This window comes from Micromonospora sp. HUAS YX12, assembly GCF_040215685.1.
GTDB classification, from domain to species: Bacteria; Actinomycetota; Actinomycetes; order Mycobacteriales; family Micromonosporaceae; genus Micromonospora; species Micromonospora tulbaghiae.
Map to the genome: position 1 here is coordinate 3,656,983 of NZ_CP157974.1, position 26,338 is coordinate 3,683,320.

Consider the following 26,338-nt stretch of genomic DNA (forward strand, 5'->3'; position numbering starts at 1 on the left):
AGTTGATCCCGATCGGGTGACTCCGGCACCCCGGTGGTCGGAATCACCGGACCCCGGGTTTGCGGGCCCTCGGCGAATTACGTAACGTTGCCGTTGTGAAAAACGTGGCGGCGCTCTCCCGAACGCCGGTGACCGGGCCGGTCGCCGGTGGTTCGCGCGCACGTCGCAGCGTACGGCGTGGGGAGCGGGAGGCCGCACCGGCCGACCTGTCGACCCGCGACCGGGTCACCCAGCTGCTGCTGGAGCGTGGTCCCACCACCGCCGCGCAGCTCGGCTCGGCGCTCGGCCTGAGCCCGGCCGCGATCCGCCGGCACCTCGACGCGATGCTCGCCGACGGTGACGTGGTCGCCCGCGACCAGACCGTCCGCGGCAGCCGCGGGCGCGGCCGGCCGGCGAAGGTCTTCGCGCTCACCGAGGCGGGCCGCGGTCGCTGCGGCACCCACCACTACGACAACATGGCCACCGCCGCGCTGCGGTGGATCGCCCGCACCGGCGGCACCGAGGCGGTCGCGGCGTTCGCGGCCGAGCAGGTCTCCGCGCTGGAGTCCCGCTGCCGGGCGGCCATGGAGGACGCCGGAGACGCCCCGCTCGCGCGGGCGGAGGCGCTCGCCGGCGCGCTGACCGCCGAGGGTTACGCTGCCAACGCGTCCACGATCGCCTCCGGCGGCCAGCTCTGCCAGCACCACTGCCCGGTGGCGCACGTGGCCGCCGAGTTCCCTCAGCTGTGCGAGGCCGAGACCGAAGTGATCTCCCGTCTGGTCGGCACTCACGTACAGCGCCTGGCCACCATCGCGCACGGCGACGGCGTGTGCACCACGCACATTCCCGCCCAGTCCGGTTCCACCGTCACCACTGTGAGGACAGATAGATGACCGAGCAGATCGTTCAGCCCCTGACCCAGGAGGAGCAGCTCGCCGCCCTCGGTCGTTACGAGTACGGCTGGGCCGACCCCGACGTCGCCGGGGCGGCCGCGCAGCGCGGTCTCAACGAGGCGGTGGTGCGGGACATCTCGGCCAAGAAGAACGAGCCGGCCTGGATGCTCGACCTGCGGCTCAAGGGCCTGCGCCTGTTCGGCCGCAAGCCGATGCCGAACTGGGGCGCCGACCTCACCGGGATCGACTTCGACAACATCAAGTACTTCGTCCGGTCCACCGAGAAGCAGGCCACCTCCTGGGAGGACCTGCCCGAGGACATCAAGAACACCTACGACAAGCTCGGCATCCCGGAGGCGGAGAAGCAGCGCCTGGTCGCCGGCGTCGCGGCGCAGTACGAGTCCGAGGTCGTCTACCACCAGATCCGTGAGGACCTGGAGGAGCAGGGCGTCGTCTTCCTCGACACCGACACCGCGCTCAAGGAGCACGAGGACCTGTTCAAGGAGTACTTCGGCACGGTCATCCCGGTCGGCGACAACAAGTTCGCCGCGCTGAACACGTCCGTCTGGTCCGGCGGCTCGTTCATCTACGTGCCGAAGGGCGTGCACGTGGACATCCCGCTGCAGGCCTACTTCCGGATCAACACGGAGAACATGGGCCAGTTCGAGCGGACGCTGATCATCGTCGACGAGGGCGCGTACGTGCACTACGTCGAGGGCTGCACCGCGCCGATCTACTCGTCCGACTCGCTGCACAGCGCGGTCGTGGAGATCATCGTCAAGAAGAACGCCCGGTGCCGGTACACGACCATCCAGAACTGGTCGAACAACGTCTACAACCTGGTCACCAAGCGCGCCGTGTGCCACGAGGGCGCCACCATGGAGTGGGTCGACGGCAACATCGGCTCCAAGGTCACCATGAAGTACCCGGCGGTCTACATGACCGGCGAGCACGCCAAGGGCGAGGTGCTCTCGGTGGCCATGGCCGGCGAGGGCCAGCACCAGGACGCCGGCGCCAAGATGGTGCACGCGGCGCCGCACACCTCCTCGACCATCGTGTCGAAGTCGATCGCCCGGGGCGGCGGCCGCACCTCGTACCGCGGTCTGGTGCAGGTGCTGGAGGGCTCGACCAGCAGCAAGAGCACCGTCAAGTGCGACGCGCTCCTGGTCGACACGATCTCCCGCTCCGACACCTACCCGTACGTCGACATCCGCGAGGACGACGTGTCGATGGGGCACGAGGCGACCGTCTCCAAGGTCAGCGACGACCAGCTCTTCTACCTGATGAGCCGGGGCCTGAGCGAGGACGAGGCGATGGCGATGATCGTGCGCGGCTTCATCGAGCCGATCGCCAAGGAGCTCCCGATGGAGTACGCGCTGGAGCTCAACCGCCTGATCGAGCTCCAGATGGAGGGGGCTGTGGGCTGACCGCCGCGCGGCCCGGACCCGTCACGCCGCGTCGCGACCAGCGCGACCGACCCTCCGATCAATCGCAGAACAGACCAAGGAAGAGATGACTACCCAGGCTTCCGCGCCGCCCACGACCAAGTCGCAGGCGCTCCGCTCGTACGACGTCGCCGACTTCCCGGCCCTGACCGGCCTGGAGGAGGAGTGGCGCTTCACCCCGCTCAAGCGCCTGCGCGGCCTGACCGCGCCGGCGCAGGGCGCGACCGGCGCGGTCCGGCACGAGTACGGTGACCTGCCCGCGGGCGTCACCGTCGACCGGATCGGCCGGGACGACCCCCGGGTCGGCAGCGTGCTCACCCCGTTCGACCGGGTCAGCGCGCTCGCGTACGGCGGGGCCGACGGCGCGCTGCTGGTGCGGGTCGACCGCGACGCGGTGGTGGAGCAGCCGGTGCGCCTGCGGGTGGTCGGCGAGAACGCCGAGGCGCTCGCCTTCGGGCACACGTTCGTCGAGGTGGACCGGTTCGCCGAGGCCACGGTGGTGATCGAGCACGTCGGCTCGGCCACGCTGGCCGACAACGTCGAGGTGTCGGTGGGCGACGGGGCGAAGCTGACCCTGGTCACGGTCGCCGACTGGGCCGACGACGCGGTGCAGGCGCAGCACCTCAAGGTGCGGCTGGGCCGCGACGCCCGGATCCTGCACGTGCAGGTCAGCCTCGGCGGCGACCTGGTCCGGCAGTACACGTCGGTGGAGTACACCCAGCGTGGCGGCGAGGCCGAGCTGTACGGCGTCTACTTCGCCGACTCCGGCCAGCACCTGGAGCACCGGCAGCTGGTCGACCACACCGTGCCGGACTGCCGCAGCAACGTCGGCTACCGGGGCGCGCTGCAGGGCGACGACTCGCACACGGTCTGGGTCGGCGACGTGCTGATCCGGGCCGAGGCCACGGGCACCGACACGTACGAGATCAACCGGAACCTGCTGCTCACCGACGGCGCGCGGGCCGACTCCGTACCCAACCTGGAGATCGAGACCGGCGAGATCGCCGGCGCCGGGCACGCGAGCGCGACCGGCCGGTTCGACGACGAGCAGCTGTTCTACCTGATGGCCCGGGGCATCCCGGAGGCCGAGGCGCGGCGCCTGGTGGTGCGCGGCTTCTTCGCCGAGCTGATCAACAAGATCCCGGTCGAGGACCTGCGCGAGCGTCTGGGCGACGCCATCGAGGCCCGGCTGGCGAAGGCCGGCGCCTGATGCTCAAGATCTGCTCCACCGAGGACGTGCCGAAGGGCACCGCGATCAGCGCCGACGTGGACGGCGTGCAGGTCGCGATCGTGCACGGCGAGGACGACGTGTTCTACGCGGTGCGCGACGAGTGCTCGCACGCCGCCGTGGCGCTGTCCGAGGGCGAGGTCGAGGGCTGCACGCTGGAATGCTGGCTGCACGGATCCCGTTTCGACCTGCGTACCGGTGAGCCCACCGGGCTGCCCGCGACCGAACCCGTACCCGTCTATTCCGTCGAAGTCCGCGACGGCGACATCTACCTTTCCGTGGACGGCGACGGCCGTCCGCTGCCGAGCAATGGAGTGACCCGCTGATGAGCACCCTGGAGATCCGCGACCTGAAGGTGTCGGTCAAGCTGCCCGAGGGTGAGCTCAAGCCGATCCTGCACGGGGTCGACCTGACCGTGCGCTCCGGCGAGACGCACGCCATCATGGGCCCGAACGGCTCCGGCAAGTCCACCCTGGCGTACTCGATCGCCGGTCACCCGAAGTACGAGATCACCGGCGGCGAGGTGACCCTCGACGGCGAGGACGTGCTGTCCATGTCCGTCGACGAGCGGGCCCGCGCCGGCCTGTTCCTGGCCATGCAGTACCCGGTCGAGGTCCCCGGCGTGTCCGTGGCCAACTTCCTGCGTACCGCCAAGACCGCCATCGACGGCGAGGCGCCGAAGCTGCGCACCTGGGCCGGCGAGCTGCGCGGCGCCATGGAGAAGCTCCAGATGGACCCGGCGTTCGCCCAGCGCAACGTCAACGAGGGCTTCTCCGGCGGCGAGAAGAAGCGGCACGAGATCGTGCAGCTGGAGCTGCTCAAGCCGAAGATGGCGATCCTCGACGAGACCGACTCCGGCCTGGACGTGGACGCGCTGCGCGTGGTCAGCGAGGGTGTGAACCGGGTACGCGACACCGGCGACACCGGCCTGCTGCTGATCACCCACTACACCCGCATCCTGCGCTACATCAAGCCCGACTTCGTGCACGTCTTCGTGGCCGGCCGGATCGTCGAGCAGGGCGGCCGCGAGCTGGCCGACAAGCTCGAGGAAGAGGGCTACGAGCGGTACGTCGCCGGGGCCGGCGCGGCGCGGGCCTGAGACTCGACATGACCTCGATGGCCATCCCGGCGGGCATGCCGCAGTACGACGACGTGCCGCGCTTCGACGTGGCGAAGGTGCGGGCCGACTTCCCGATCCTCGACCGGGAGGTCAACGGTCACCCGCTCGTCTACCTGGACAGCGCGAACACCTCGCACAAGCCGCGGCAGGTGCTCGACGTGCTCGCCGAGCACTACGCGATGCACAACGCCAACGTGTCGCGCTCGGTGCACACGCTGGGCACCGAGGCGACCGAGGCGTACGAGGGCGCCCGGGCGAAGATCGCCGCGTTCATCAACGCGCCGAGCGTGGACGAGTTGGTGTTCACCAAGAACTCCACCGAGGCGATCAACCTCGTGGCGTACGCGTTCTCCAACGCCTCGCTGCGCGCGGACGGCGAACCCCGGTTCCGGCTGGGCCCCGGCGACGAGATCGTGATCTCCGAGATGGAGCACCACTCGAACATCGTCCCGTGGCAGCTGCTGGCGGAGCGCACCGGCGCGACGCTGCGCTGGTTCCCGGTCACCGACCAGGGCCGGCTCGACGAGTCCGGCCTGGACGACCTGGTCACCGAGCGGACGAAGATCGTCTCGCTGGTGCACATGTCGAACATCCTCGGCACCGTCAACGCGACCTCGCGGATCACCGCGCGGGTCCGCGAGGTCGGCGGGCTGCTGCTGCTCGACTGCTCGCAGTCGGTGCCGCACCTGCCGATGGACGTGGTCGGCTACGACGCCGACTTCATCGTCTTCACCGGGCACAAGATGTGCGGCCCGACCGGCATCGGCGTGCTCTGGGGCCGGGGCGAGCTGCTCGCCGCGATGCCCCCGGTGATGGGTGGCGGCTCGATGATCGAGACGGTGACGATGGCGGGCTCGACGTTCGCCGCGCCGCCGGCCCGGTTCGAGGCGGGCACCCCGCCGATCGCCGAGGCGGTGGCGCTCGGCGCGGCCGTGGACTACCTCACCGCGATCGGCATGCCGGCCGTCCAGTGGCACGAGAAGGAGCTGACGGCGTACGCGCTGGACGCCCTCGCCACCGTGCCCGGCCTGCGGATCTTCGGCCCGACGGTGCCGGTCGGCCGGGGCGGGACGATCTCGTTCGCGCTCGGTGACGTGCACCCGCACGACGTCGGGCAGGTGCTCGACTCGCTCGGCGTGCAGGTGCGGGTGGGACACCACTGCGCCAAGCCGGTGTGCACCCGGTTCGGGGTGCCGGCCATGACGCGGGCGTCGTTCTACCTCTACACCACCACCGCGGAGATCGACGCCCTGGTGGCGGGGCTGGAGCAGGTGCGGAAGGTGTTCGCGTGATGCAACTCGACCAGCTCTACCAGGAGATCATCCTGGACCACTACAAGCACCCGCACGGCCGCGGCCTGCGGGACGCGGCGGATCCGGCCGCCCGGGTCGGCGAGGCGCACCACGTCAACCCGACCTGTGGCGACGAGATCACCGTACGGGTGGCGACCGACGGCAGCGTGTTCACCGACATCTCGTACGACGGGATGGGCTGCTCGATCAGTCAGGCGTCGGCGAGCATCCTGCACGAGCTGCTGCGCGGCAAGGCCGCGAGCGACGCCGCTGTGGTGCACGAGGCGTTCGTGGAGTTGATGTCCGGGCGGGGCCAGGTCACGCCGGACGAGGACGTGCTCGGAGACGGCGTGGCGTTCGCGGGTGTCGCGCGCTACCCGGCCCGGGTCAAGTGCGCGTTGTTGTCGTGGATGGCGTTCAAGGACGCCGCGGCACGCGCCGGGGTGGGCGTGAGCCCGGAGGTGAAGGCATGAGCGACGAGAACATGACCCCCGAGGCCGGCGCGGTGGCGACGGACGGCACGGCCGTCAACGGGGCTGTTGCCGACGGTGCGGCCGCGGGTGCGGCGGCGCCGGCCGGCGGCAAGGCCGCGATCGGTGACATCGAGGAGGCGATGAAGGACGTCGTCGACCCCGAGCTGGGCATCAACGTGGTCGACCTGGGCCTGGTGTACGGCGTCCACGTCGACGACGACAACGTCGCCACCCTGGACATGACGCTGACCTCGGCGGCCTGCCCGCTGACCGACGTGATCGAGGACCAGGCCCGGCAGGCGCTGACCACCGGTCCCGGCGGCGGTCTGGTCAACGACATCCGGATCAACTGGGTGTGGCTGCCGCCGTGGGGCCCCGACAAGATCACCGACGAGGGGCGCGACCAGCTCCGTTCGCTCGGCTTCAACGTCTGACCGTTCCCCGGTCACCGCTGCGGGCGCGGCATCCCTACCAAGGGGTGCCGCGCCCGCACTGCTTCCCCGCCCCAGTCAGCCAGGCCCGCCGCCCCACCTCCGGAATCGCGTCCCAGCTGGCGAGAGCCCGCGTCCACTGGTTAGGAGACCTCGTAGATCTTGGTACGGAACGGCCCCCATGAGGGCCGTTCCGTACCAAGATCTCCACACGAGCCGAGCCGGGCCCGACGGGGCTGCATCGTCCTGACCCGCACACCCCTCCCCGGCGATCTTGCGCCTCCTGCCCGGGCAGACCGGACATTCCGACTGTCTCCAGGGCCACAAGTGCAAGATCGCGAGGACGAGGGAGGGGAGGGCGGGCGGGTGGGTGGGGAAACGGGTGGCGGGGTGGGGGAGGGGGGCTCAGGATGAGGCGGTGATCGAGGCGTACCCGAAGCAGGTTTCTGTCCGTGCGGCCATGGCCGCACGCCGACAGCGCACCCTGCCGCCGGCCGCCTCGCCCCACCACCCGTCGTCGTGACCGGGGCGTTCCTCGTCGGCCTGGTCGCCGGCTACGGCGTCGCCATCCCGGTCGGCGCGATCGCGATCCTCATCCTCGGGCTCAGCGCGCGCACCTCGTTCCGGGTCGGATCGGCGGCGGCGCTCGGCGTGGCCACCGCCGACGGGCTCTACGCGGCAGTGGCGGCGCTCGGCGGCGCCGCGGTGGCGAGCCGGCTCACGCCGTTCGCGGGTCCGCTGCGGCTGCTCGCCGCGGGGGTGCTGCTGGCCCTCGCCGGCCTCACCGCCTGGCGCGCGCTGCGCCCGCCGGCCACGACGCGACAGCCGAGCGCGCGGGGCGGCCTGGACACGCCGGTACGGGCCTTCGCCGCGGTTCTCGCGCTGACCCTGCTCAACCCGGCCACAGTGGTCTACTTCGTGGCGCTCGTCCTCGGCCGGGGTGACGTGCTCGGTGATGGTCCGGCGGGCGCGGCCGCCTTCACCGCCGGGGTGTTCCTCGCCTCGGTCAGCTGGCAGTTGCTGATCGCCGGCGGTGGCACGCTGATCGGCCGGGCCCTCACCGGCCCCCGTGGGCGGCGGGCCAGCGCGCTGCTGTCCAGCGTCATCATCGCGGCCCTCGCGGTCGCGACCCTGCTCGGCGTCTGACCGAAGAGGACTGTCAGAGGCGCTGATCTCGCGGGCCGGATCGACCCGGATCACCGTCCAGGTAGAACCGCATCATCTTTCCGGGTGATGTTCGGAGCCGCGAGTGGTCCTAGGGTCACGGAACAATCCGTGGACCGTTCACGTACGTCCGGTCATCCCCGCCGGCCGTGCGTCCGTCCACATCGACCGCAGGGAGAAGACTTGAGGATCACCCTGGGGCGTCCGCCGCGCGACCGGCAACCCGCCGGCCTGCCTCGGCGCGGACGGACCGCTGCCCTCCTCGTCGCCACGCTGGCCGCGGCGACGCTTCCCGTTCTCGCGGCGCCCGCGCCCGTGTCCGCCGCACCCGCTGTCCACGGACCGTGGCAGAAGGTGGACGGCAAGCCGGCGGCCACCAAGGCGGGCCGCGAGGCCGCCGTCAAGGCCAAGCGGCTGGCCGCGTACAAGCTGGACCGCGGCACCATGAAGGGCCTGCTGGACAAGGCGCCGGCCGAGCAGCGCGTGGCGGCGGCCCGCGTGCCGAAGCAGGTGGTGTCGCTGCCCGCTCCGGACGGCACGTTCCAGCGTTTCGAGCTGGTCGACTCGCCGGTCATGGAGGCCGGGCTGGCCGCCCGGCACCCGGAGATCACCACGTACGCCGGTAAGGGCCTGGACGACCCGACCGCGACCATCCGCGCGGACCTCACCCCGCTCGGGTTCCACGCCTCGGTCCGTTCGGCCGAGGGCAACTGGTACATCGACCCGTACTACCAGCGCGACCAGAGCCTGTACGCGAGCTACTTCGCCCGCGACCTGGAGCACCCCGAGGGCGAGTTCGTCGAGCGTGAGGACGTCACGCAGGAGGCGCACGCCCTGGCCGGGGAGATCGCCGAGGCGGAGGTTCCGGCCGGGCCGCTGGTGAAGCTGCGCACCTACCGGGTGGCGCTGGTGACCGACCCGTCGTACGCCACCTACTTCGGCGCGGAGAACGTCACCGCGGCGAAGGTGACGCTGATGAACCGGGTCACCCAGATCTACGAGGACGAGACCGCGATCCGGCTCGTGCTGATCAACGACACCGACAAGACCAACCTGAACACGCCGGCGCTGGCCACCGAGCCGAACGGCCCGTGCGGCGCGGCGGCCTGCTTCACGCCGGCACAGCTCACCTCCTGCGGCGGCGGCACGCTCAGCCGTAACCGGATCGTGCTCGGCCAGCTGGTCGGCGCGAGCAACTACGACGTGGGCCACGTCGGCCTGGGCGTCAACGGCGGCGGCGTGGCGAGCCTCGGCGTGATCGGCGGCAACGGCAAGGCGCAGGGCTGCACCGGCCTGCCGACGCCGGTCGGCGACTTCTACGCGGTCGACTACGTCTCGCACGAGATCGGTCACCAGTTCGCCGGCAACCACACCTTCAACGGCACGCAGTACAACTGCTCGGGCGGCAACCGCAGCGCGGCCAACTCGTACGAGCCGGGCAGCGGTTCATCGATCATGGCGTACGCGGGCATCTGCCAGCAGGACAACCTCCAGCCGCACAGCGACCCGTACTGGTCGCACCGCAGCTACACCGAGATCACCAACTACGTCAGCTCGAACCGCCCGGCGATCAACGAGGTGCAGAACGTCTCGCTGTACGGGTTCGACGCCGACGGTGACTCGTTCACCGTCCGCTACGCGGGCAGCGACTCGGCGCCGATCGTGCGGGGCGTCAACTACACCACCGCCGGCATCAAGGCCGCCATCGAGGGCATCGCCGGCTGGCCGGCCGGCGCGACGGTCACAGTGGCCGCCTTCGGTGGCAGCGGCACGCTCAACGACAACGGCTTCCAGGTGACCTTCGGCGGCACGCTGGCCACCACCAACGTGGCGTCGCTGGAGCTGACCGGCGCCTCCGACGCCTCCGGTTTCGTCGGCGAGACGGCCAAGGGCGGCGACATCGACAACGGCGGCTGGCTGGTCGAGGAGACCACCAACCACGCCCCGGTGGTCACCGTCCCGGACACCGTCACCATCCCGGTGCGTACGCCGTTCGCGCTGACCGGCAGCGCCACCGACGCCGACGGCGACACGGTGACGTACCTGTGGGAGCAGAACGACAGGGGCGCCACGACCGGCACCGCGCTGACGAACAACACGAAGGTCAACGGTCCGCTGTTCCGGGTGTTCGGCGAGGCGGCGATCGTGTCGCCCACCGACACGCTGAAGTACCACTCGCCGGGTCTGAACTCGGTCACCACCGACTCGACCCGGGTCTTCCCGGACATGGCGCAGATCCTGGCCGGCAACACCAACGCCGCCACCGGCGCGTGCCCGGCCCCGCCTGCGCCGCCGGCCACCGGTGGCGCCTCGAACGTGCCGGCCGAACTGGTCGACTGCTACTCGGAGTTCCTGCCCACCCGCGACTGGGTCGGCATCGCGGGTGACCGGACCCTGCACTTCAAGCTCACCGCCCGGGACGGGCGGCTGGGTGGCGGCGGCGTCGGCAGCGCCGACGTCGCCGTGGTGCTGGCGCCGGACGCGGGTCCGTTCCTGGTGACCTCGCAGGCCACCGCCGCCGTCCTGGACGGCGGCTCGGCCCAGACCGTGACGTGGGACGTCGCCGGCACCGACGGGGCGCCGGTGAACGCCGCCCAGGTGAAGATCTCGCTGTCCGCCGACGGCGGCCGGACCTTCCCGTACGTGCTGGCCGAGCAGACCGCCAACACCGGCACCGCGACGGTGACGCTGCCGAACGTGGCGACCGGGAAGGCCCGGATCAAGATCGAGGCGGTCGGCAACGTCTTCTTCGACGTCAACGACGCCGACTTCACCATCCGGTCCGCCCCGGCCGTCACCAGCACCGCCCCGGACGGCGGCGTACAGGTCCAGTACAGCGACGCGCTCTCGCCGGCCGTCACCGTCGCCGCGACCGACGGCGACACCGCCGGCGCGGACCTGACCGCGGCCGCCACCGGGCTCCCCGCCGGCCTGTCCCTGGCCGTCACGAGCACGTCCGCGACCGACGCCCGGCCCGGGTCGCGCACCTGGACGGTCGCCGGCACCACCACGGCGGCCCCCGGCGACTACCCGGTCACCGTGACCGTGTCCGACGGCTCCGGGCTGACCGGCAGCACCTCGTTCACCGTCACCGTCGCCGCCGAGGACGCGGCCGTCAACTGGGCCGGTGACACGCTCGTGAACACCGCGACCGGCGGCGCGTCCGGCCAGGCGCTGCTGCGGGCCGTGGTCCGGGACGGCTCGGTGCTGCCCGGGGCGACGGACACCACAGCCGGTGACATCCGTACCGCCACAGTCACCTTCACCTCCGGTGGCGTGACGCTCTGCACCGGCGTGCTCGACCTGCTCGGCACGGCCACCACGACCGCGTCCGCGGCGTGCACGGCCACCCTGCCGAAGGGCACGCACACGGTCACCGCGACCGTGGGCGGCAACTACACGGGCAGCACCACCGCCCAGGTGAGGGTCGCCGTCTCCGACGGCGCGTTCCTCACCGGCGGCGGCGAGTTCACCGCCACCCGCTCGGCGGGCACCTACCCGGCCGACGTGAACTCCACGGTCGAGGTGGAGCTGAACGCGAAGCCGGGCAAGGCGAACAAGCCCGCCACGGGCAAGGCCGAGGTCGAGTTCCGCTCCGGCGGGAAGTCGTACACGATCAGGGCCGGCGCCGTCGACGCGCTCGGCATCACCTCGGCGGGCAAGGTCGCCCAGGTGCGCTACCAGGCCGCCCTGTACGACAGCAAGGGCAAGCCGGTGGCCTCCGGCCTGACCCTGGCGGTGACGGTGACCGACCGGGGCGCCCCCGGCAGGAACGACACGGTCGGGGTGACCCTGTGGAAGGGCGGCTCCCTACTCTTCTCGTCCGACTGGACGGGCGGCGCGACCGCCGAGGTCAAGCTGAAGGGCGGCAACCTCACCGTCCACTGATCCACCCGGTAGTCGCGGGAGGGCACCGGTCACGGTGTCCTCCCGCGTTGCGTCAGCGGGTCCATCGATGGCGTACCGTCGGGCCATGAGCAGCCGACCCGCCGCCGGGGGTGGCCGGTGGGTCGAGGTCGACCCCGGCCGCGTCGCCCGCTGGGTCGAGGGCTTCACCGCCCGGCACGGCCCGCCGGCCACGACCGTCCAGGAGTACGGGCTGCTGCTCACCGCCCCGGACGGCGCCACCGCCGAGCTGCACACCCCGCCCGGCGCGAGCCCGTCGGCTGACGTACCCGGATTCGTCGCCGCCGCCGGCGCGGCCCGCCGGCTCGGTCTGCTTCTGGCCCGCAAGGGCGCGGTCGCGGTCGGTGTCGCCGACGGCACCGATCTGGTCGTCTCCAAGGTGGACACCCGGTACGTGCAGGGGCGTACCGCGGCGGGCGGCTGGTCCCAGCAGCGGTTCGCCCGGCGGCGCGACAACCAGGCGAAGGCCGCGCTGGGCGACGCGGCCGAGCTGGCCGTACGCCTGCTGTTGCCGGAGGCGGGCACGCTGGCGGCGCTGGTGGGCGGCGGCGACCGGCGTGCGGTGGACACGGTGCTGGCCGACCGGCGGCTGGCCCCGCTCGCGGAGCTGCGCGCACCGCGCCTGCTCGACGTGCCGGAGCCCCGGCACGCGGTGCTGGTGGCCGCCGTCGCCGCCGCCCGGGCGGTCCACATCCTGGTTCGCTGAACAGGAAAGATCACCTCAAGACGGCTCAATCCCGCTCCTCGATGATGCATCGAACCGACTCGATGCATAAGGTCGGTGTCACGAAGCGGCGGGTCTCCGGGCGACCCGCAGGGCCCGCTTCGCCTCCGCCATCACGCGCCGACATCGTTGGGAGAGAACAACTTCATGAGCGGATATCAGGACGGCCGGCTGCGGGCCCGGTGGCGCCGTGCGACGAGGCTCCTCGTCGCGGCGGCGGCGATGAGCGCCGGAAGCCTCGTGCTCACCGCGACACTGACGGCCGGCCCGGCGAATGCGGCCGCCGGGACGGTCGAGCGCGCCGCGCTCGCCGTGCCCACCGTCACCAGCGTCACCGCGGGCGGCGCGCACACCTGCGCGATCAGCACCGACGGGGGACTGTGGTGCTGGGGCTCGAACTACGGCGGCCAGCTCGGCGACGGGACCACCACGAACCGCAGCGCCCCGGCGCGGGTCGGCACCGCCACCTGGACCGGTGTCGACGCCGGCTCCGGGCACACCTGCGCGGTACGCACGGACGGGACGCTGTGGTGCTGGGGCTCGAACTTCCGGGGCCAGCTCGGCGACGGGACCACCACCAGCCGCAGCGCCCCGGTGCAGGTCGGCACCGCGACCACCTGGGCCAGGGTCGACGCCGGCCCCTCGCACACCTGCGCGATCAGGACCGACGGCACGCTCTGGTGCTGGGGCTTCAACCGGACCACACAGCTGGGCGTCGGCGCCTCGCCCTACGTCGCGAACACCCCGTTGCAGGTCGGCACGGCGACCGACTGGGTGAGCGTCTCGACCGGCTTCGGGCACACCTGCGGCGTCCGCACCGGCGGCACGCTCTGGTGCTGGGGGTCCAGCTCGGACGGTCAGCTCGGGCTGGGCAACCTGGCCCCTCAGACGGCGCCCGCGCAGGTCGGCACCGCGACCGGCTGGACCGGCGTCGCGGCCGGGTACGCGCACACCTGCGGGGTCCGCTCCGGCGCGCTGTGGTGCTGGGGTGAGAACGGATACGGGCAGCTCGGCGTGAGCGGCACGTACCGGACCGCGCCGGTGCAGATCGGCACCGTCACCACGTGGAGCCGGATCGCCGCAAGCAGCGACACGTCCTGCGCGTCGCGTACCGACGGCAGCCTGTGGTGCTGGGGCAGGAACTCGGCCGGACAGGTGGGCGACGGCAGCACCACCCACCGGTCCGCGCCCGCCCAGGCCGGCACGGCCACCACCTGGACCGGCGGCCTCGCGGTCACCGACCACGGCTGCGCGATCCGTACCGACGGCGGCCTGTGGTGCTGGGGTGACAACAGCGGTGGTCAGCTGGGCGACGGGACGACGGTCAACCGGTCCGCCCCGGGTCGGGTGACCCTGCCGGCCTGACCGGCCGGACGAACGACATCGGCCCGCACCGCCGACGAGGTCAGCGGTGCGGGCCGATGCGCCAAGCGGCTCAGGCCCCCGAACCGAAGGTGTCGCACGACTTCGGGTCGCCGGTGGTGAAGCCCTTGGTGAACCACTGCTTGCGCTGCTCCGAGCTGCCGTGGGTGAACTCGTCCGGGTTCACCGGCCGGCCGGACCGCTGCTGGATCGCGTCGTCGCCGATCTTCTCGGCGGTGTCGATGGCCTGCGAGATGTCCTGCTCGGTGATGCTGGTGAAGATCTTCTGGCCCTTGTCGTCGGCCGTGCCGGTGGCGTTCTTCGCCCAGGCGCCGGCGTAGCAGTCGGCCTGGAGTTCCAGCTTCACCGAGAGCGCGTTCGCGCTCTGCGGGTCGCGCTGCTGCTGACGGCGCATCTGCGCCTCCGTGCCGAGCAGGTCCTGCACGTGGTGGCCGTACTCGTGGGCCAGCACGTACGGCTGCGCGAACTCGCCCTCGGCGCCGAGCTGGTCGGCGAGCAGCTTGTAGAAGCTGAGGTCGATGTAGACCAGGTCGTCGGCCGGGCAGTAGAACGGGCCCACACCCGAGTCGGCCGCGCCGCAGGCGGTGCTCACGTTCTGGCTGAAGAACACCGTCTTCGACGGCCGGTACTGCTCGCCGAACGCCTCCGGCATGGCGGTACGCCAGTACGCCTGGATCGAGTTGACGTAGAGCGCGTTGCGGCAGTCGAGCTGCTTCAGCGCGTCCTGCGCCGAGCACTTCTGCTCCAGCGAGGTGTTGTCGCCCTGCTCGGAACCGCCGCCGTTGGTGGCGGCGTTGAGGCCGAACCCGCCGCCCACCAGGGCGACGAGCACGGCGATGATGATGCCCACGATCCCGCCGCGGCCGCCGCCGATCGGGATCGGAATGCCCATCCCGCCGCCTCCGCCGGACCCTCGCCGGTCGTCCACCTGGCTGGTGTCGACCCGCGCGTTCTCGTTCAGCTCCATGTTGACCCCGATCACCGATGTGTCCGTTTGTGGTGGTTGCGGTACCGGACCGGGTCCGGACGGCGGTTTCCGTACCCGATGATCTTGCGCGGTAATCCGGCGGAAGGGGTCCGCGGAGCCCGGTACACTTGCTCCCGTGCTGCGCTGCGAAGGCTGAACGGCCCCGCGCCGACGGGAAATCACCACCCGCCGGCGCTTTCGCGTGCCCTGAGTCAGCCCTTCCGGACCCGAGAGCGAGTACTCCGAAATGATCACTGCCACCGGCCTGGAACTGCGCGCCGGTTCCCGGATCCTGCTGTCCGACACCACCCTGCGGGTGCAGCCGGGGGACCGGATCGGCCTGGTCGGCCGCAACGGCGCCGGCAAGACCACCACACTCAAGGTGCTCGCCGGGGAGGGCCAGCCGTACGGCGGCCAGATCGACCGGCGCAGCGCCATCGGCTACCTGCCGCAGGATCCGCGTACCGGTGACCTGGACGTCACCGGCCGGGACCGGGTGCTCTCCGCCCGTGGCCTGGACGTGCTCATGGCGCAGATGAAGGAGCTGGAGAACAAGCTCGCCGAGGGCGCCGACGACGAGCGGCTGGTCCGCCGCTACGGCGCGCTGGAGGACCAGTTCGCCTCGCTCGGCGGCTACGCGGCCGAGGCCGAGGCGGCCCGGATCTGCGCCAACCTCGGCCTGCCCGACCGCGCCCTGGCGCAGACCATCGGCACGCTCTCCGGCGGTCAGCGCCGCCGCATCGAGCTGGCCCGGATCCTGTTCCGCGACGCCGGCGAGAACGGCGGCGGCATCCTGCTGCTCGACGAGCCCACGAACCACCTCGACGCCGACTCGATCACCTGGCTGCGCGGCTTCCTCGCCAACCACAAGGGCGGCCTGATCGTGATCTCCCACGACGCCTCGCTGCTGGAGGCCGTGGTCAACAAGGTCTGGTTCCTGGACGCCACCCGGTCCGTGGTCGACACGTACAACCTGGGCTGGAAGGCGTACCTGGAGGCGCGGGAGACCGACGAGCGGCGCCGCCGCCGGGAGCGGGCCAACGCCGAGAAGAAGGCCGGCGCGCTGATGGCGCAGGCGGACAAGATGCGGGCCAAGGCCACCAAGACCGTCGCCGCGCAGAACATGGCCCGGCGCGCCGAGCGCCTGCTCTCCGGCCTGGACGAGGTCCGCGTCGCGGACAAGGTCGCCAAGGTACGGTTCCCGAGCCCCGCGCCGTGCGGCAAGACGCCGCTGACCGCGACTGGCCTGTCCAAGTCGTACGGGTCGCTGGAGATCTTCACCGACGTCGACGTGGCGGTGGACCGCGGCTCCCGGGTGGCCATCCTCGGCCTCAACGGCGCCGGCAAGACCACTCTGCTGCGGATGCTCGGCGGGCTGCTGGAGCCGGACACCGGCGAGGTGCGCCCCGGGCACGGGCTGCGGCTGGGCTACTACGCCCAGGAGCACGAGACGCTCGACGTGGACCGGACGATCCTGGAGCACATGCGCAGCGCCGCGTCCGACCAGACCGACACCGACCTGCGCAAGATCCTCGGCGCGTTCCTGTTCTCCGGGGAGGACGTGGACAAGCCGGCCGGTGTGCTCTCCGGCGGCGAGAAGACCCGGCTGGCGCTGGCCACCCTGGTCTGCTCGGGCGCCAACGTGCTGCTGCTCGACGAGCCGACGAACAACCTCGACCCGGTCAGCCGTGAGCAGGTGCTCGACGCCATCGCCCGCTACCCCGGCGCGATCGTGCTGGTCACCCACGACCCGGGCGCGGTCACCGCGCTCAAGCCGGACCGCGCCATCCTGCTGCCCGACGGCGACGAGGACGCCTGGTCCGACGACCTCCTGGAGCTGGTCGAGCTGGCCTGACCCGCCCGTCGGCCCTGTCCCCGTCGATCATGAAGTTGGCGGCACTTGTGGAGATCCACACCGCCGCCAACTTCATGATCGACGGGGTGAGCCGGGCCGGGGCCAGGCGAGGGCGGGGGTGGGGCGGTCAGGTCAGGAGGGCGGCCAGGTGGGGGAGGACGCCGGAGGCGAGCAGGATGGTCGCGCCGATGACGATGAAGATCGCCGGGACCAGCCAGTGGCCGGCGCGGCCGACCAGCGCCACCACCCGGGGGTGACCGCCGAGCGCTGCGGCGACCGCGCACCACACGGCCACCAGCACGGCGAACACCAGTAGCCAGATCAGGCCGGTGGCCGGGTCGAGGGCGCGGAACACCGGCACGTAGACGGCGATGTTGTCCGCGCCGTTCGCGATCGTCACCCCGGCGACGCCGAGCAGGCTGCCGACCACCGCCGGCGGTTCGCCGTCGTCGCGCCGGGTCAGCAGCGCGCGGACGCCGAGCGCGATCGGTAGCAGCCCGAGCAGGCCGGGCCACGGGTCCGGCACCACGAGCAGCCCGGCGGCGGCCACCACGGCGACCGCGACGAGCGCGCCGATGCCCGCGTACTGCCCGGCGACGATCTGCCAGGGCCGGGGACGCCCGGTCCGCCGGGCGGCCACAAAGAGCACGGTGAGCACGACGACGTCGTCGAGGTTGGTGGCGGCGAACACGCCGGCCGCGGCGGCCACGGCGGTGATCGGTTCGGTCACCCGGGCAGGGTACGGGCCGGGCGGTACGGATCAGCCGGTCGGAAGGATCACTCTATCGGGAAGTTGACATTGCGTAGCGTGTCGGTTGGCGAATAGTTGATATCTGGCGCATGATCGTCCGAGGCGGTCTAATAGGTGGGACCGTATCCGAACCGCACAGTCTGGGACGTGAGGAATCAGCATGGCAGCCACCGGCACAGCCACCAGCACTGAGAAGGGTCGCCGGATCGTCGGGGCCGAGCGTCAGACGCTCGCCAAAGACCTGGTAAAGCGGTACACCGGGGGTGAGAGCATCCGTGCTCTGGCGGCCTCGACGGGCCGTTCCTACGGGTTCATCCACCGTGTGCTCACCGAGTCCGGGGTGCAGCTGCGGCAGCGCGGCGGCGCCCGGCGCCGGAAGAAGGCGTGACCCGCCCCCCAGCGTCGTCCATCAGCGCGTTCCGGGGCGTCCGGTGACCGCCGAGACGACCGGAGTGCGCTTCGACTGCGACGGGCCGGTCGCGACGGTGACGTTGTGCCGGCCCGACGTGCTCAACGCGCAGACCCCGGCCATGTGGCGGGCGATGAGCGACTTCTCCCGCGACCTGCCCGGCGACGTCCGCGTCGTCGTCGTACGCGGAGAGGGGCGCGCCTTCTCCGCGGGCCTGGACCTGGCGGTCGCCGGTGCGACCGGGCCGGGCTCCTTCGCCGAGCTGGCCACGCTGCCGGAGGCGGAGTGTGCCGACCGGATCGCCGGGTACCAGGGCGGCTTCACCTGGCTGCACCGGCCGGACGTGGTGTCGATCGCCGCGGTGCAGGGCCACGCCATCGGCGCCGGCTTCCAGCTCGCGCTGGCCTGCGACCTGCGGGTGCTCGCCGCCGACGCCAAGCTCTCGATGGCCGAGGTGACCCTCGGTCTGGTTCCCGACCTGGCCGGCACGCGCCGCCTGGTCGAGCTGGTCGGTTACTCCCGGGCGCTGGAGATCTGCGCCACCGGCCGGCGGATGGACGCCACCGAGGCGGACCGGATCGGCCTGGCCACGCTCGTGGTGCCGAACGACGAGCTGGACGCCGCGGTGCGTGATCTGTCCGCCGGGCTGCTCGCGAACAACCGGGACGCGATCATCGAGATCAAGGCGCTGCTCGCGGGCGCGGCCGTGCGCTCGCACGCCGAGCAGCAGCGCGCCGAGCGGGAGGCGCAGACCCGGCGGATCCGGGATCTGGCCGGGCGGGGCGAATAGCCGGGACGGCGATTTCGTAAGGACCGTTCGGGAAGATCTGGGTTACTCGCGAGGTTGTCACAGGCGTCGGGAGAATGGACTCCGACGGTTCATGCTGCCCCGACGACCCGGAGGTGACGAGTGTCCCAACCGATGGCCGGCGGTGGCATGGGCGGCTGGAGCATGCTCCGGTCGCTGCGTAACCGCGACGAGGTCTCCGCCCACGAGCTCAAGCGCGGCACCGCCCGGCGGATCGTCGCGTTCGCCCGGCCCTACCGGCGCGACATCGTCGTCTTCCTGATCACCGTGGTCGTCGCCGCGGTGATCGGCGTGGCCACGCCGCTGCTCGCCGGCGAGGTCATCGACGCGATCGCCGGTGGCGGCCCCGACGCCCGCTCGACAGTGGTCCGGCTCGCCCTGATCATCGCCGCGCTCGCCGTGGCCGACGCGCTGTTCTCCCTGGTCCAGCGGTGGTATTCGGCCCGCATCGGCGAGGGCATCATCCTCGACCTGCGCACCCGGGTGTACGACCACGTCCAGCGGATGCCGTTGCAGTTCTTCACCCGCACCCAGACCGGCGCCCTGGTCAGCCGGCTCAACAACGACGTGCTGGGCGCCCAGCGGGCGTTCACCTCGACGCTGTCCGGCGTGGTCAGCAACGTCATCCAGCTCGTGCTCACCGCCGGTGCGATGCTCGTGCTGTCCTGGCAGATCACCGTGCTGGCGCTGGTGCTGCTGCCGATCTTCATCATCCCGGCCCGCCGGGTCGGCCGGCGACTGGCCGAGATCACCCGCGAGTCGTACAACCTCGACGCCAAGATGAACGCGACGATGACCGAACGGTTCGGCGTCGCGGGCGCGCTCCTGGTCAAGCTGTTCGGCGCGCCGGAGGTGGAGGCCGACCGGTTCGCCCGCCGGGCCGAGCGGGTGCGCGACATCGGCATCCAGTCCGCGATGTACTCGCGGACGTTCTTCGTCGCGATGCTGCTCGTCGCGTCGCTGGCCCAGGCGCTGACGTACGGCGTCGGCGGCTGGCTGGCGGTCACCGGGGCGGTCAGCGCCGGCACCGTCGTCAAGCTGGCGCTGCTGCTGACCCGCCTCTACGGCCCGCTGACCGCGCTGTCCAACGTCCGGGTCGACGTGATGAGCGCGCTCGTCTCCTTCGACCGCGTCTTCGAGGTGCTCGACCTGCGCCCGTCCATCGCCGAGAAGCCCGGCGCGGTGCCGGTGCCGCGCGGCAACGGCCGGGTCGAGTTCCGCGACGTGCGCTTCCGCTACCCGAGCGCCGCCGAGGTGTCGCTCGCCTCCCTGGAGGAGGTCTCGACCCTCGACCGGACGGTCAACGAGCCGGTGCTCAAGGGCGTCACGTTCGCCGTCGAGCCGGGGCAGATGGTGGCCCTGGTCGGCCCCTCCGGCGCGGGCAAGTCGACGCTGTCCATGCTGATCTCCCGGATCTACGACGTCAGCGACGGTCAGGTGCTGGTCGGCGGCGTCGACGTACGGGACGCGACGCTCGCCTCGCTCCGCGACGAGATCGGCGTGGTCACCCAGGACTCGCACCTGTTCCACGAGACGATCCGGGAGAACCTGCGCTACGCCAAGCCGGACGCCACCGACGACGAGATCTGGGCGGCGCTGGCCGGCGCGCAGGTCGCCGACCTGGTCCGGGCGCTGCCGGACGGGCTCGACACGACGGTCGGCGAGCGGGGCTACCGCTTCTCCGGCGGCGAGAAGCAGCGCATCGCCATCGCCCGGCTGCTGCTCAAGGCCCCGTCGATCGTGATCCTCGACGAGGCCACCGCGCACCTGGACTCGGAGAGCGAGGCGGCGGTGCAGCGGGCGTTGTCGGTGGCGCTGACCGGGCGTACCGCGCTGGTCATCGCGCACCGGCTCTCCACAGTGCGCGACGCCGACCAGATCCTCGTGCTCGACGAGGGCCGGATCGTGGAGCGCGGCCGGCACGACGAGCTGGTGGCCGTCGGCGGCCTGTACGCCGAGCTGTACCGCACCCAGTTCGCGGTCACCGGCTCGCCGGCACCCCACGCCGACGCCGAGCAGCCCGAGCCGGTGGTGACCACGGTGCCGTTGGGCACCTACGTCGCCCACGAGGCGATGCCCCCGGCCGCGGCCAACTAGCGGACCGGCGCCGGGCCGGCCGGTGCCGGAGGACCGAAGTCCTAACCCGCGACGACCTCGGCGCGCAGCTCGGCGAACGCGGCACCGAGCGTCTCCGGGGTGAAGTGGGCGTTCAGGCCGCTCGGGTTGGGCAGCACCCAGAGCCGGGCCGCCGCGAGCGTCTCCGGCTGCGGCCCGAAACCGGCCTTCGGCCGGGCGAACCCGATCCGGTACGCGGTCACCCCGACCACCGCCACCCAGCGCGGCCGGTAACGCTCGATTTTCGCGGTGAGCGTGGCCGCTCCGGCGACGAGTTCGTCGGCGGTGAGTTCGTCGGCGCGGGCGCTGGCCCGGGCCACCATGTTGGTGATGCCGAGGCCCAGCGCCGGAAGCGTGTCCTGTTCGCTGGGGTGCAGCAGGCGCGGCGTGAAGCCGCCCCGGTGCAGGGCGGGCCAGAACCGGTTGCCCGGGCGGGCGAAGTGCCAGCCGGTGGCCGCCGACCACAGGCCCGGGTTGATGCCGACGAACAGCACGTCCAGGCCGGGCGCGATCACGTCGGGCAGCAGCCGGTCGGCCGCCGCGGCGAGCTGCTCCCGGCTGGGCCGGGGGTGGCGGCGGGCGGGCGTGCCCGGTCCGGGCGCGGCCTCGGGCCGCCCACCGCCCGGCCGCCGTCGATCGCTCACCGCCCCACCGTCCCGCGTGACCGGCCCGCCGCGGGCGCGGCCACCCGCACCCAGCTCACCGCAGCCGCCGCCGCGGGACGCCCGTTCACCGCAGCCGCCGCGGAAAGCCGGCTCACCGCAGCCGCCGCCGCGGGTAGCCCGGCCACCGCACCCACCGTCACAGCCCGCGCAGCGCGCCGCCGTCGACCGGAACGGTGATCCCGGTGACGTACCCGGCGGCGGGGGAGAGCAGGAACGCGGCCACCTTGCCGAACTCCGCCGGGTCGCCGATGCGCCCGAGCGGGATCGCCGCCTCGGCCTGCGCGCGGGCCCGCTCGGGGTCGCCGGAGCCGGCCAGCAGTTCCCGGTTGCGGTCGGTCATGATCCGTCCCGGCAGCAGGCTGACCACGCGTACGCCGCGCGGGCCGAACTCGTCGGCCATGTCCTTCGCCACGCCGGCCAGGCCCGGACGCAGGCCGTTGGAGATGCCGAGGCCGGGCAGCGGTCCGCGTACCGAGGTGGACAGCACCAGCCCGATCGCGCCGCCGTCGCTGAGCGCCCCGGCCACCGTGCGGGCGAGCCGGACGCTGCCCAGGAAGACCGTCTCGAACGACTCGCGCCACTGCTCGTCGGTGACGGTGGCGGCGGTGCCGGGCGGCGGGCCGCCGACCGAGATCAGCGCGCCGTCGAGGCGACCGAAGTGTTCGCGGGCGGCGGTGACGAGCCGCTCCGGCGTGGCGGGGTCGGTGAGGTCGGCGGTCAGCCCGATCGCCCGCTGCGGGTCACCGAGCGCCTCGATGGCGGCGGCCACCCGTTCCGGGGCACGCGCGGAGATGACCACCCGGGCGCCGTCGGCGACGAGTTGTTCGGCGGTGGCGAAGCCGAGGCCGCCGGAGGCGCCGGTGAGCACGTACACCCGGTCGGCGAGTCCGAGATCCATGCACCGATCCTGCCGTACTTGCGGGTGCCTGTCAGCGCGGGGCGGGCCGCAGCAGGCGTACCCGGCCGGCGACCTGAACCGCGACGGCGCCGCCGGCCCGGGCGAGGGCCGGCAGCCGGCGTGGCCGGGGTGGGCGGCGGCCGTCGTAGCGGCTCGCGGCCTCGCGTGCGGCCAGCTCCTCCGCGCCGAGCGGCGGCAGCGCGTCCCGGTCGCGCAGGTCGCGGGCCAGATCCCAGCCGTCGCGCAGCGAACCGTTCGCGGGACGGCCGTCGGCCCACGTGGTGAACGTGGCCGGCCAGCCGGACCCGAGGCCGGCGGCGAGCAGCGGCCAGTGCCGGGCCACGTCGCCGGCCCGTTTGCGCAGCAGCGCCCGGCGGGCCGCCTCGACCGGGGCCGGGGCGAAGCCGGGCGGAAGCGGGCCACCGGCGACGAGCGCGGCGACCAGCTCGGCCTGCCGGGCCGCCAGGTCGCCGCTCACGTGACCACCGGGTGGCCGGACGCGGCGGCCAGCGCGTCGAGTTCGCCGCGCAGCTCGGCGGCGGGCGGGTAGTGCCCGTCGCGTTCCAGCAGCAGCGCGGGCGGCCGGCGCCGGGCGCACAGCTCGCGGACCAGGTCCAGCACGGCGGCGGGCACCGGGTCGGTGTGCGTGTCGTGGTAGAAGCCGCCGTGTTCGGCGCCGCCCGCGACGTGCACGTAGGCGATGCGCTCCAGCGGCAGCCGGTCCAGCAGCGCGGCCGGGTCGCCGCCGCGGTTGCGGGCGTTGGCGTGCACGTTCGCCACGTCGAGCAGCAGCAGCGCGCCGGTGGCGTCGAGGATCTCGGTGAGGAAGTCCGCCTCGTCCAGGTCGTCGTCGGGCCAGTCGAACAGCGCCGCGATCGGTTCCAGGGCCAGCGGCACCGGCAGCTCCGCCTGCGTCCGCCGTACGTTCGCCACCACCGCGGCGACCGCCTCGCGGCTGCGCGGCAGCGGCAGCAGGTGACCGGCCTCCAGACCGCCGGCCCGCACGAACGCGATGTGCTCGCTCACCAGTGGCGCGTCCAGGGCCGCGGCCACCCCGGCCAGGTGCGCCACCCGGGCCGGGTCGACCGGCTCGGCGCCGCCGAGGGACAGCCGCACCCCGTGGGGTACGACGTCGACGCCGCGTTCGCGCAGTTCGGCGAGCCCGTCCGGGAGCGGCCCGGCCGGGGCGACCGCCTCCGCGACCACCTCGACGAAGCGCAGCCCCGGCAGGCCGGCGACGAAACCGGCGATCTCGGGGCGCCAGCCGATGCCGACGCCGGACGGGCGGCTCATCCGCCGCACCCGCCGCCCCCGCCGCAGCCACCGCCCCCGCCGCACGAGCTGCCGCCACCGGCGGTTGCTCCGCCGCCGCACGAGGTGCCGCCGCCGGCGGCGCCGGTGCTGCCCAGCGCCTGCCGCTGGATCTCGGCCTGCTCCGCGAAGCCCGGATCCATGGTCCAGAGCGTGGCGGTGCCGAACAGCGCCACGCCCAGCGCCACCTCAGTCGGGCCGTACGTGGTGTATGCGGGCGCGGCCTCCGGTCGCAGCCAGGCGTGCCGGCGGCGCATGTCGTCGAGCGCGGCGGTGGCCGCCCGGGTACGCCAGGGCACGCGGTTGAGCAGCACGAACGCGAGGCCGAGCGGGAACAGGCTGAGCAGCAGCCAGCCGATGGGCCGGTCGTTGAACAGCCCGGAGACCGCGCGCACGATGCCGATGGCGAGCAGGAATCCGACCAGCAGCGCACCGCGCCGCAGCGTCCGGCGCCGCTCCTGGTCCAGGGCCAGGCCCCGGCGTACCAGGTCGTCGCGCAGCTCTGCGACCGCCCGCCGGACCCACTCGTCGGCGGCCAGCTCCCGGGTGTGCAGGCCCCGGCTCGCCGCGTGGTGCACCGCCTGGTCCAGCGGGGTGGCCCCGGCCGGCAGCGGACCGCCGGTGGTGAGCCGCCGGTCCGGCCGTACGCCGACCGCGCCCGCGTGGCGCAGCCCGCCGAGCGCGGCCCAGACGGCGAGCTGGTCGCCACCGTTGAGGAAGGCGACCTGCTGCGGCCCCAGCCGGCCGTGAACGCTCACCGGCGCGCCCTCCAGCATGCGGTGCCGGTAGACGATCGCGCCGACGACCACGACGACGGCGATCAGGAGGTACCAGCGCAGGAAGACGGGGCCGGGGATGCCCCAGGTGTCGGAGGGGATCATCGTCTGCTCCTGTCGCGAGGAGGGGTCGCGGCTCATTGTGGAGCAGGCGCGCCAGAGTCGATCTCCTGGAGCGGCGTAGTTACCGGACCGAGACCGGCGCCGGTTTCAGTGCCGGCGGACGGCCTCCTCGACCAGGTCGAGCACCCGGGCCAGGTCGCCGGCCGGCCGGCCCATCGCCAGGTGCAGCACCAGCCCGTCGTAGGCCAGCTCCAGGAACTGGGCCAGCACGTCGATCGGCACGTCGTCGCGGAGCACGCCGGCTTCGCGCTGGCGCAGCAGGCGCTCCCGGGTGGCCTCGGCGATGGCCTCGGAACGCTCCGCCCAGCGCTTGGCGAAGGCGGGGTCGGTGCGCAGCCGGCGGGAGACCTCCAGCTGGCTGCCGAGCCAGCCGGTGGTGTCCGGCGAGACGGCCCGGGCCAGCAGGTCGCGCATCACCTGCACGAGACCGTTGCGGGCGACCGTCTCCACCATGGCGGCGGCGTCGTCCTCGGCCACGGCGAGGAAGAGGGAGTCCTTGTCCCGGAAGTGGTGGAAGATCGCGCCACGGGACAGGCCGGTGGCCTCCTCCAGCCGCCGCACGGTGGCGCCCTCGTAGCCGTGCCGGGCGAAACACGCCCGCGCCGCCGCGAGGATCTCCTGGCGGCGCGCGTCGAGCTGGTCCTGACTTACTCTGGGCACCAACGGATCGTCGCAGGTGGAACCGGCCGATGCAAACCGTACGTACGGCTTGAGATGCGAATTCGGATGATCGTCTGCTCGTCGCCGGGTGGTTAGGATCGGCGCGTGACCGCCCTTCCCGCGCGCCCGCTCACCGTCGCCGCCGTCCAGGCCCAGCCCGTCCCCGGCGACGTCGCCGGCAACGCCGGTGCCGCCGCCCGCCTCGTCGCGCGGGCCGAGGGCGCCCGCGTCGTGGTGCTGCCCGAGCTGTTCCTGCCGGCGTACCACCCGCCGACGCTCGGGGCCGACCCGGACGCCACGGACGTGGCCGCCGACGTGGACGGCCGGGTCACCGACGCCCGGCTGGACCCGCTGCGCTCCGCCGCCGCCGACGCGGGCGCCGCCGTGGTGATCGGCGCCGCCGTCCGCCACCCCGACCGGCGGCGCACCATCTCCTCCCTCGTCGTGGACCCGGCCGGCACGGTCACCGCCGCGTACGACAAGCAGCAGCTCTGGAGCGGCGAGCGGGAGCTGTTCGACGCCGGCCGCCGGGGCGCAACACTCGTGGTCGACACGTGGCGGCTGGGTCTGGGCGTCTGCTACGACGGCTGTTTCCCGGAGCACGCGCGGGCCGCCGCCGCCGACGGCGCGCACGGCTACCTCTGCCCGAGCGGCTACCTGGCCGGCTCGGCGCACCGCCGCGACCTCTACTACGCCGCGCGTGCACTGGACAACACGATGTACGTGGTGTTCGCCAACTCGGTCGGCGGCACCGATCCCTGGCGGTTCAACGGCGGTGCGGCGGTGTACGACCCGGAGGGCCGGCCGCTGGCCCGGGGCGCCGACACCGGCGAGGACGTGCTGGTGGCGACGCTGGACCCGGACGCGCTGGCCGCGACCCGCGCGGCGCACACGATGCTGCTGGACCGTCCGCTCGACGCCGGGGCGGACCGGGCCGTCCTCGTCGCCTGATCGCCGTGGCG

Annotated in this window: 25 protein-coding genes; 17 read left to right on the plus strand and 8 right to left on the minus strand. The window is 72.9% G+C overall.

From position 1 onward, the window contains the following. Nucleotides 1-206: 206 nt before the first annotated feature. The 12 genes from ABIH81_RS17755 (at nucleotide 207) to ABIH81_RS17810 (ending at nucleotide 14,020) form a co-directional block, all read left to right on the plus strand. The gene (locus ABIH81_RS17755; RefSeq protein WP_349881139.1) at nucleotides 207-872 is read left to right on the plus strand and encodes a metalloregulator ArsR/SmtB family transcription factor; all 666 of its coding nucleotides are present in this window, start codon (nucleotides 207-209) and stop codon (nucleotides 870-872) included. Continuing rightward, nucleotides 869-2,299: a Fe-S cluster assembly protein SufB gene (gene sufB, locus ABIH81_RS17760; protein WP_349876024.1), complete on the plus strand. Its 1,431-nt coding sequence runs from the start codon at nucleotides 869-871 to the stop codon at nucleotides 2,297-2,299. Before ABIH81_RS17755 ends, sufB begins: the two co-directional genes overlap by 4 nt. 85 nt (nucleotides 2,300-2,384) lie before the next feature. After that, nucleotides 2,385-3,527 (plus strand): Fe-S cluster assembly protein SufD, encoded by a 1,143-nt coding sequence (gene sufD / locus ABIH81_RS17765; RefSeq protein WP_349876025.1) that lies wholly within the window; start codon nucleotides 2,385-2,387, stop codon nucleotides 3,525-3,527. After that, on the plus strand, nucleotides 3,527-3,871 hold the full coding sequence (locus ABIH81_RS17770; RefSeq protein WP_091420398.1) for a non-heme iron oxygenase ferredoxin subunit: 345 nt from the start codon (nucleotides 3,527-3,529) through the stop codon (nucleotides 3,869-3,871). Before sufD ends, ABIH81_RS17770 begins: the two co-directional genes overlap by 1 nt. Continuing rightward, complete coding sequence (sufC, locus tag ABIH81_RS17775; RefSeq protein WP_013287444.1) at nucleotides 3,871-4,644, plus strand: Fe-S cluster assembly ATPase SufC; 774 nt, start codon at nucleotides 3,871-3,873, stop codon at nucleotides 4,642-4,644. The genes ABIH81_RS17770 and sufC overlap by 1 nt, the downstream gene beginning before the upstream one ends. An 8-nt stretch (nucleotides 4,645-4,652) precedes the next feature. Continuing rightward, the gene (locus ABIH81_RS17780) at nucleotides 4,653-5,957 is read left to right on the plus strand and encodes a cysteine desulfurase (protein ID WP_349876026.1); all 1,305 of its coding nucleotides are present in this window, start codon (nucleotides 4,653-4,655) and stop codon (nucleotides 5,955-5,957) included. Continuing rightward, the gene (gene sufU / locus ABIH81_RS17785) at nucleotides 5,957-6,430 is read left to right on the plus strand and encodes a Fe-S cluster assembly sulfur transfer protein SufU (RefSeq protein WP_349881140.1); all 474 of its coding nucleotides are present in this window, start codon (nucleotides 5,957-5,959) and stop codon (nucleotides 6,428-6,430) included. Before ABIH81_RS17780 ends, sufU begins: the two co-directional genes overlap by 1 nt. After that, nucleotides 6,427-6,864, plus strand: a complete 438-nt coding sequence (locus ABIH81_RS17790) for a metal-sulfur cluster assembly factor (RefSeq protein ID WP_349876027.1) — start codon at nucleotides 6,427-6,429, stop codon at nucleotides 6,862-6,864. Before sufU ends, ABIH81_RS17790 begins: the two co-directional genes overlap by 4 nt. A gap of 516 nt (nucleotides 6,865-7,380) precedes the next feature. Then, on the plus strand, nucleotides 7,381-8,007 hold the full coding sequence (locus ABIH81_RS17795; protein ID WP_349876028.1) for a LysE family transporter: 627 nt from the start codon (nucleotides 7,381-7,383) through the stop codon (nucleotides 8,005-8,007). Nucleotides 8,008-8,208: 201 nt separating this feature from the next. Next, nucleotides 8,209-11,913 (plus strand): M12 family metallo-peptidase, encoded by a 3,705-nt coding sequence (locus tag ABIH81_RS17800; protein WP_349876029.1) that lies wholly within the window; start codon nucleotides 8,209-8,211, stop codon nucleotides 11,911-11,913. 85 nt (nucleotides 11,914-11,998) lie between these two features. Beyond that, nucleotides 11,999-12,637, plus strand: coding sequence for an acVLRF1 family peptidyl-tRNA hydrolase (locus tag ABIH81_RS17805; RefSeq protein ID WP_349876030.1), 639 nt, complete (start codon nucleotides 11,999-12,001; stop codon nucleotides 12,635-12,637). Nucleotides 12,638-12,802: 165 nt separating this feature from the next. Beyond that, the gene (locus ABIH81_RS17810) at nucleotides 12,803-14,020 is read left to right on the plus strand and encodes a hypothetical protein (protein ID WP_349876031.1); all 1,218 of its coding nucleotides are present in this window, start codon (nucleotides 12,803-12,805) and stop codon (nucleotides 14,018-14,020) included. A gap of 70 nt (nucleotides 14,021-14,090) precedes the next feature. On the opposite strand, the gene ABIH81_RS17815 is transcribed toward ABIH81_RS17810, so the two are convergent. Next, nucleotides 14,091-15,005, minus strand: a complete 915-nt coding sequence (locus tag ABIH81_RS17815; RefSeq protein WP_013287436.1) for a neutral zinc metallopeptidase — start codon at nucleotides 15,003-15,005, stop codon at nucleotides 14,091-14,093. A 247-nt stretch (nucleotides 15,006-15,252) separates the two neighbouring features. On the opposite strand from ABIH81_RS17815, the gene ABIH81_RS17820 reads away from it, so the two are divergent. Further along, nucleotides 15,253-16,860: an ABC-F family ATP-binding cassette domain-containing protein gene (locus tag ABIH81_RS17820; protein WP_349876032.1), complete on the plus strand. Its 1,608-nt coding sequence runs from the start codon at nucleotides 15,253-15,255 to the stop codon at nucleotides 16,858-16,860. 127 nt (nucleotides 16,861-16,987) lie between these two features. Here ABIH81_RS17820 and ABIH81_RS17825 read toward each other — a convergent pair whose 3' ends face one another. Beyond that, complete coding sequence (locus tag ABIH81_RS17825) at nucleotides 16,988-17,590, minus strand: cadmium resistance transporter (RefSeq protein WP_349876033.1); 603 nt, start codon at nucleotides 17,588-17,590, stop codon at nucleotides 16,988-16,990. Between the two features lie 181 nt (nucleotides 17,591-17,771). Here ABIH81_RS17825 and ABIH81_RS17830 point away from each other — a divergent pair, with 181 nt between their 5' ends. The 3 genes from ABIH81_RS17830 to ABIH81_RS17840 all read left to right on the plus strand — a co-directional run bounded on the left by ABIH81_RS17830 (nucleotide 17,772) and on the right by ABIH81_RS17840 (nucleotide 20,925). Then, nucleotides 17,772-17,999, plus strand: a complete 228-nt coding sequence (locus tag ABIH81_RS17830; protein WP_007072022.1) for a helix-turn-helix domain-containing protein — start codon at nucleotides 17,772-17,774, stop codon at nucleotides 17,997-17,999. Between the two features lie 43 nt (nucleotides 18,000-18,042). Next, nucleotides 18,043-18,810 (plus strand): enoyl-CoA hydratase/isomerase family protein, encoded by a 768-nt coding sequence (locus ABIH81_RS17835; RefSeq protein WP_349876034.1) that lies wholly within the window; start codon nucleotides 18,043-18,045, stop codon nucleotides 18,808-18,810. 132 nt (nucleotides 18,811-18,942) lie between these two features. Beyond that, the gene (locus ABIH81_RS17840; RefSeq protein WP_349881141.1) at nucleotides 18,943-20,925 is read left to right on the plus strand and encodes an ABC transporter ATP-binding protein; all 1,983 of its coding nucleotides are present in this window, start codon (nucleotides 18,943-18,945) and stop codon (nucleotides 20,923-20,925) included. A gap of 41 nt (nucleotides 20,926-20,966) precedes the next feature. Here the strand turns inward: ABIH81_RS17840 and mug are convergent, their stop codons facing one another. The 6 genes from mug to ABIH81_RS17870 all read right to left on the minus strand — a co-directional run bounded on the left by mug (nucleotide 20,967) and on the right by ABIH81_RS17870 (nucleotide 25,376). Further along, on the minus strand, nucleotides 20,967-21,587 hold the full coding sequence (gene mug / locus ABIH81_RS17845; protein WP_349876035.1) for a G/U mismatch-specific DNA glycosylase: 621 nt from the start codon (nucleotides 21,585-21,587) through the stop codon (nucleotides 20,967-20,969). 157 nt (nucleotides 21,588-21,744) lie between these two features. Beyond that, nucleotides 21,745-22,506 carry an SDR family oxidoreductase gene (locus tag ABIH81_RS17850; protein WP_349876036.1) on the minus strand — a complete coding sequence of 254 codons (762 nt, stop codon included), beginning with the start codon at nucleotides 22,504-22,506 and terminating at the stop codon, nucleotides 21,745-21,747. Nucleotides 22,507-22,537: 31 nt separating this feature from the next. Beyond that, nucleotides 22,538-22,984, minus strand: coding sequence for a hypothetical protein (locus tag ABIH81_RS17855; RefSeq protein WP_349876037.1), 447 nt, complete (start codon nucleotides 22,982-22,984; stop codon nucleotides 22,538-22,540). Further along, a complete protein-coding gene (locus tag ABIH81_RS17860) occupies nucleotides 22,981-23,799 on the minus strand; it encodes a DUF692 domain-containing protein (RefSeq protein WP_349876038.1) in 819 nt (272 codons plus the stop codon). Before ABIH81_RS17860 ends, ABIH81_RS17855 begins: the two co-directional genes overlap by 4 nt. Continuing rightward, on the minus strand, nucleotides 23,796-24,698 hold the full coding sequence (locus ABIH81_RS17865; protein WP_349876039.1) for a TIGR04222 domain-containing membrane protein: 903 nt from the start codon (nucleotides 24,696-24,698) through the stop codon (nucleotides 23,796-23,798). The genes ABIH81_RS17860 and ABIH81_RS17865 overlap by 4 nt, the downstream gene beginning before the upstream one ends. A gap of 105 nt (nucleotides 24,699-24,803) precedes the next feature. After that, nucleotides 24,804-25,376 (minus strand): helix-turn-helix domain-containing protein, encoded by a 573-nt coding sequence (locus ABIH81_RS17870; RefSeq protein WP_349876040.1) that lies wholly within the window; start codon nucleotides 25,374-25,376, stop codon nucleotides 24,804-24,806. 105 nt (nucleotides 25,377-25,481) lie between these two features. On the opposite strand from ABIH81_RS17870, the gene ABIH81_RS17875 reads away from it, so the two are divergent. Further along, the gene (locus ABIH81_RS17875) at nucleotides 25,482-26,327 is read left to right on the plus strand and encodes a carbon-nitrogen hydrolase family protein (protein WP_349876041.1); all 846 of its coding nucleotides are present in this window, start codon (nucleotides 25,482-25,484) and stop codon (nucleotides 26,325-26,327) included. The last annotated feature ends 11 nt before the right edge of the window (nucleotides 26,328-26,338 follow it).

Bases quoted from the DNA above. Each gene is read 5' to 3' on its own strand.
- sufB (WP_349876024.1), top strand. From the start codon at position 869: ATGACCGAGCAGATCGTTCAGCCCCTGACCCAGGAGGAGCAGCTCGCC.
- sufD (WP_349876025.1), top strand. From the start codon at position 2,385: ATGACTACCCAGGCTTCCGCGCCGCCCACGACCAAGTCGCAGGCGCTC.
- ABIH81_RS17770 (WP_091420398.1), top strand. From the start codon at position 3,527: ATGCTCAAGATCTGCTCCACCGAGGACGTGCCGAAGGGCACCGCGATC.
- sufC (WP_013287444.1), top strand. From the start codon at position 3,871: ATGAGCACCCTGGAGATCCGCGACCTGAAGGTGTCGGTCAAGCTGCCC.
- ABIH81_RS17780 (WP_349876026.1), top strand. From the start codon at position 4,653: ATGACCTCGATGGCCATCCCGGCGGGCATGCCGCAGTACGACGACGTG.
- sufU (WP_349881140.1), top strand. From the start codon at position 5,957: ATGCAACTCGACCAGCTCTACCAGGAGATCATCCTGGACCACTACAAG.
- ABIH81_RS17790 (WP_349876027.1), top strand. From the start codon at position 6,427: ATGAGCGACGAGAACATGACCCCCGAGGCCGGCGCGGTGGCGACGGAC.
- ABIH81_RS17805 (WP_349876030.1), top strand. From the start codon at position 11,999: ATGAGCAGCCGACCCGCCGCCGGGGGTGGCCGGTGGGTCGAGGTCGAC.
- ABIH81_RS17810 (WP_349876031.1), top strand. From the start codon at position 12,803: ATGAGCGGATATCAGGACGGCCGGCTGCGGGCCCGGTGGCGCCGTGCG.
- ABIH81_RS17815 (WP_013287436.1), bottom strand. From the start codon at position 15,005: ATGGAGCTGAACGAGAACGCGCGGGTCGACACCAGCCAGGTGGACGAC.
- ABIH81_RS17820 (WP_349876032.1), top strand. From the start codon at position 15,253: ATGATCACTGCCACCGGCCTGGAACTGCGCGCCGGTTCCCGGATCCTG.
- ABIH81_RS17830 (WP_007072022.1), top strand. From the start codon at position 17,772: ATGGCAGCCACCGGCACAGCCACCAGCACTGAGAAGGGTCGCCGGATC.
- ABIH81_RS17840 (WP_349881141.1), top strand. From the start codon at position 18,943: ATGGCCGGCGGTGGCATGGGCGGCTGGAGCATGCTCCGGTCGCTGCGT.
- ABIH81_RS17850 (WP_349876036.1), bottom strand. From the start codon at position 22,506: ATGGATCTCGGACTCGCCGACCGGGTGTACGTGCTCACCGGCGCCTCC.
- ABIH81_RS17860 (WP_349876038.1), bottom strand. From the start codon at position 23,799: ATGAGCCGCCCGTCCGGCGTCGGCATCGGCTGGCGCCCCGAGATCGCC.
- ABIH81_RS17865 (WP_349876039.1), bottom strand. From the start codon at position 24,698: ATGATCCCCTCCGACACCTGGGGCATCCCCGGCCCCGTCTTCCTGCGC.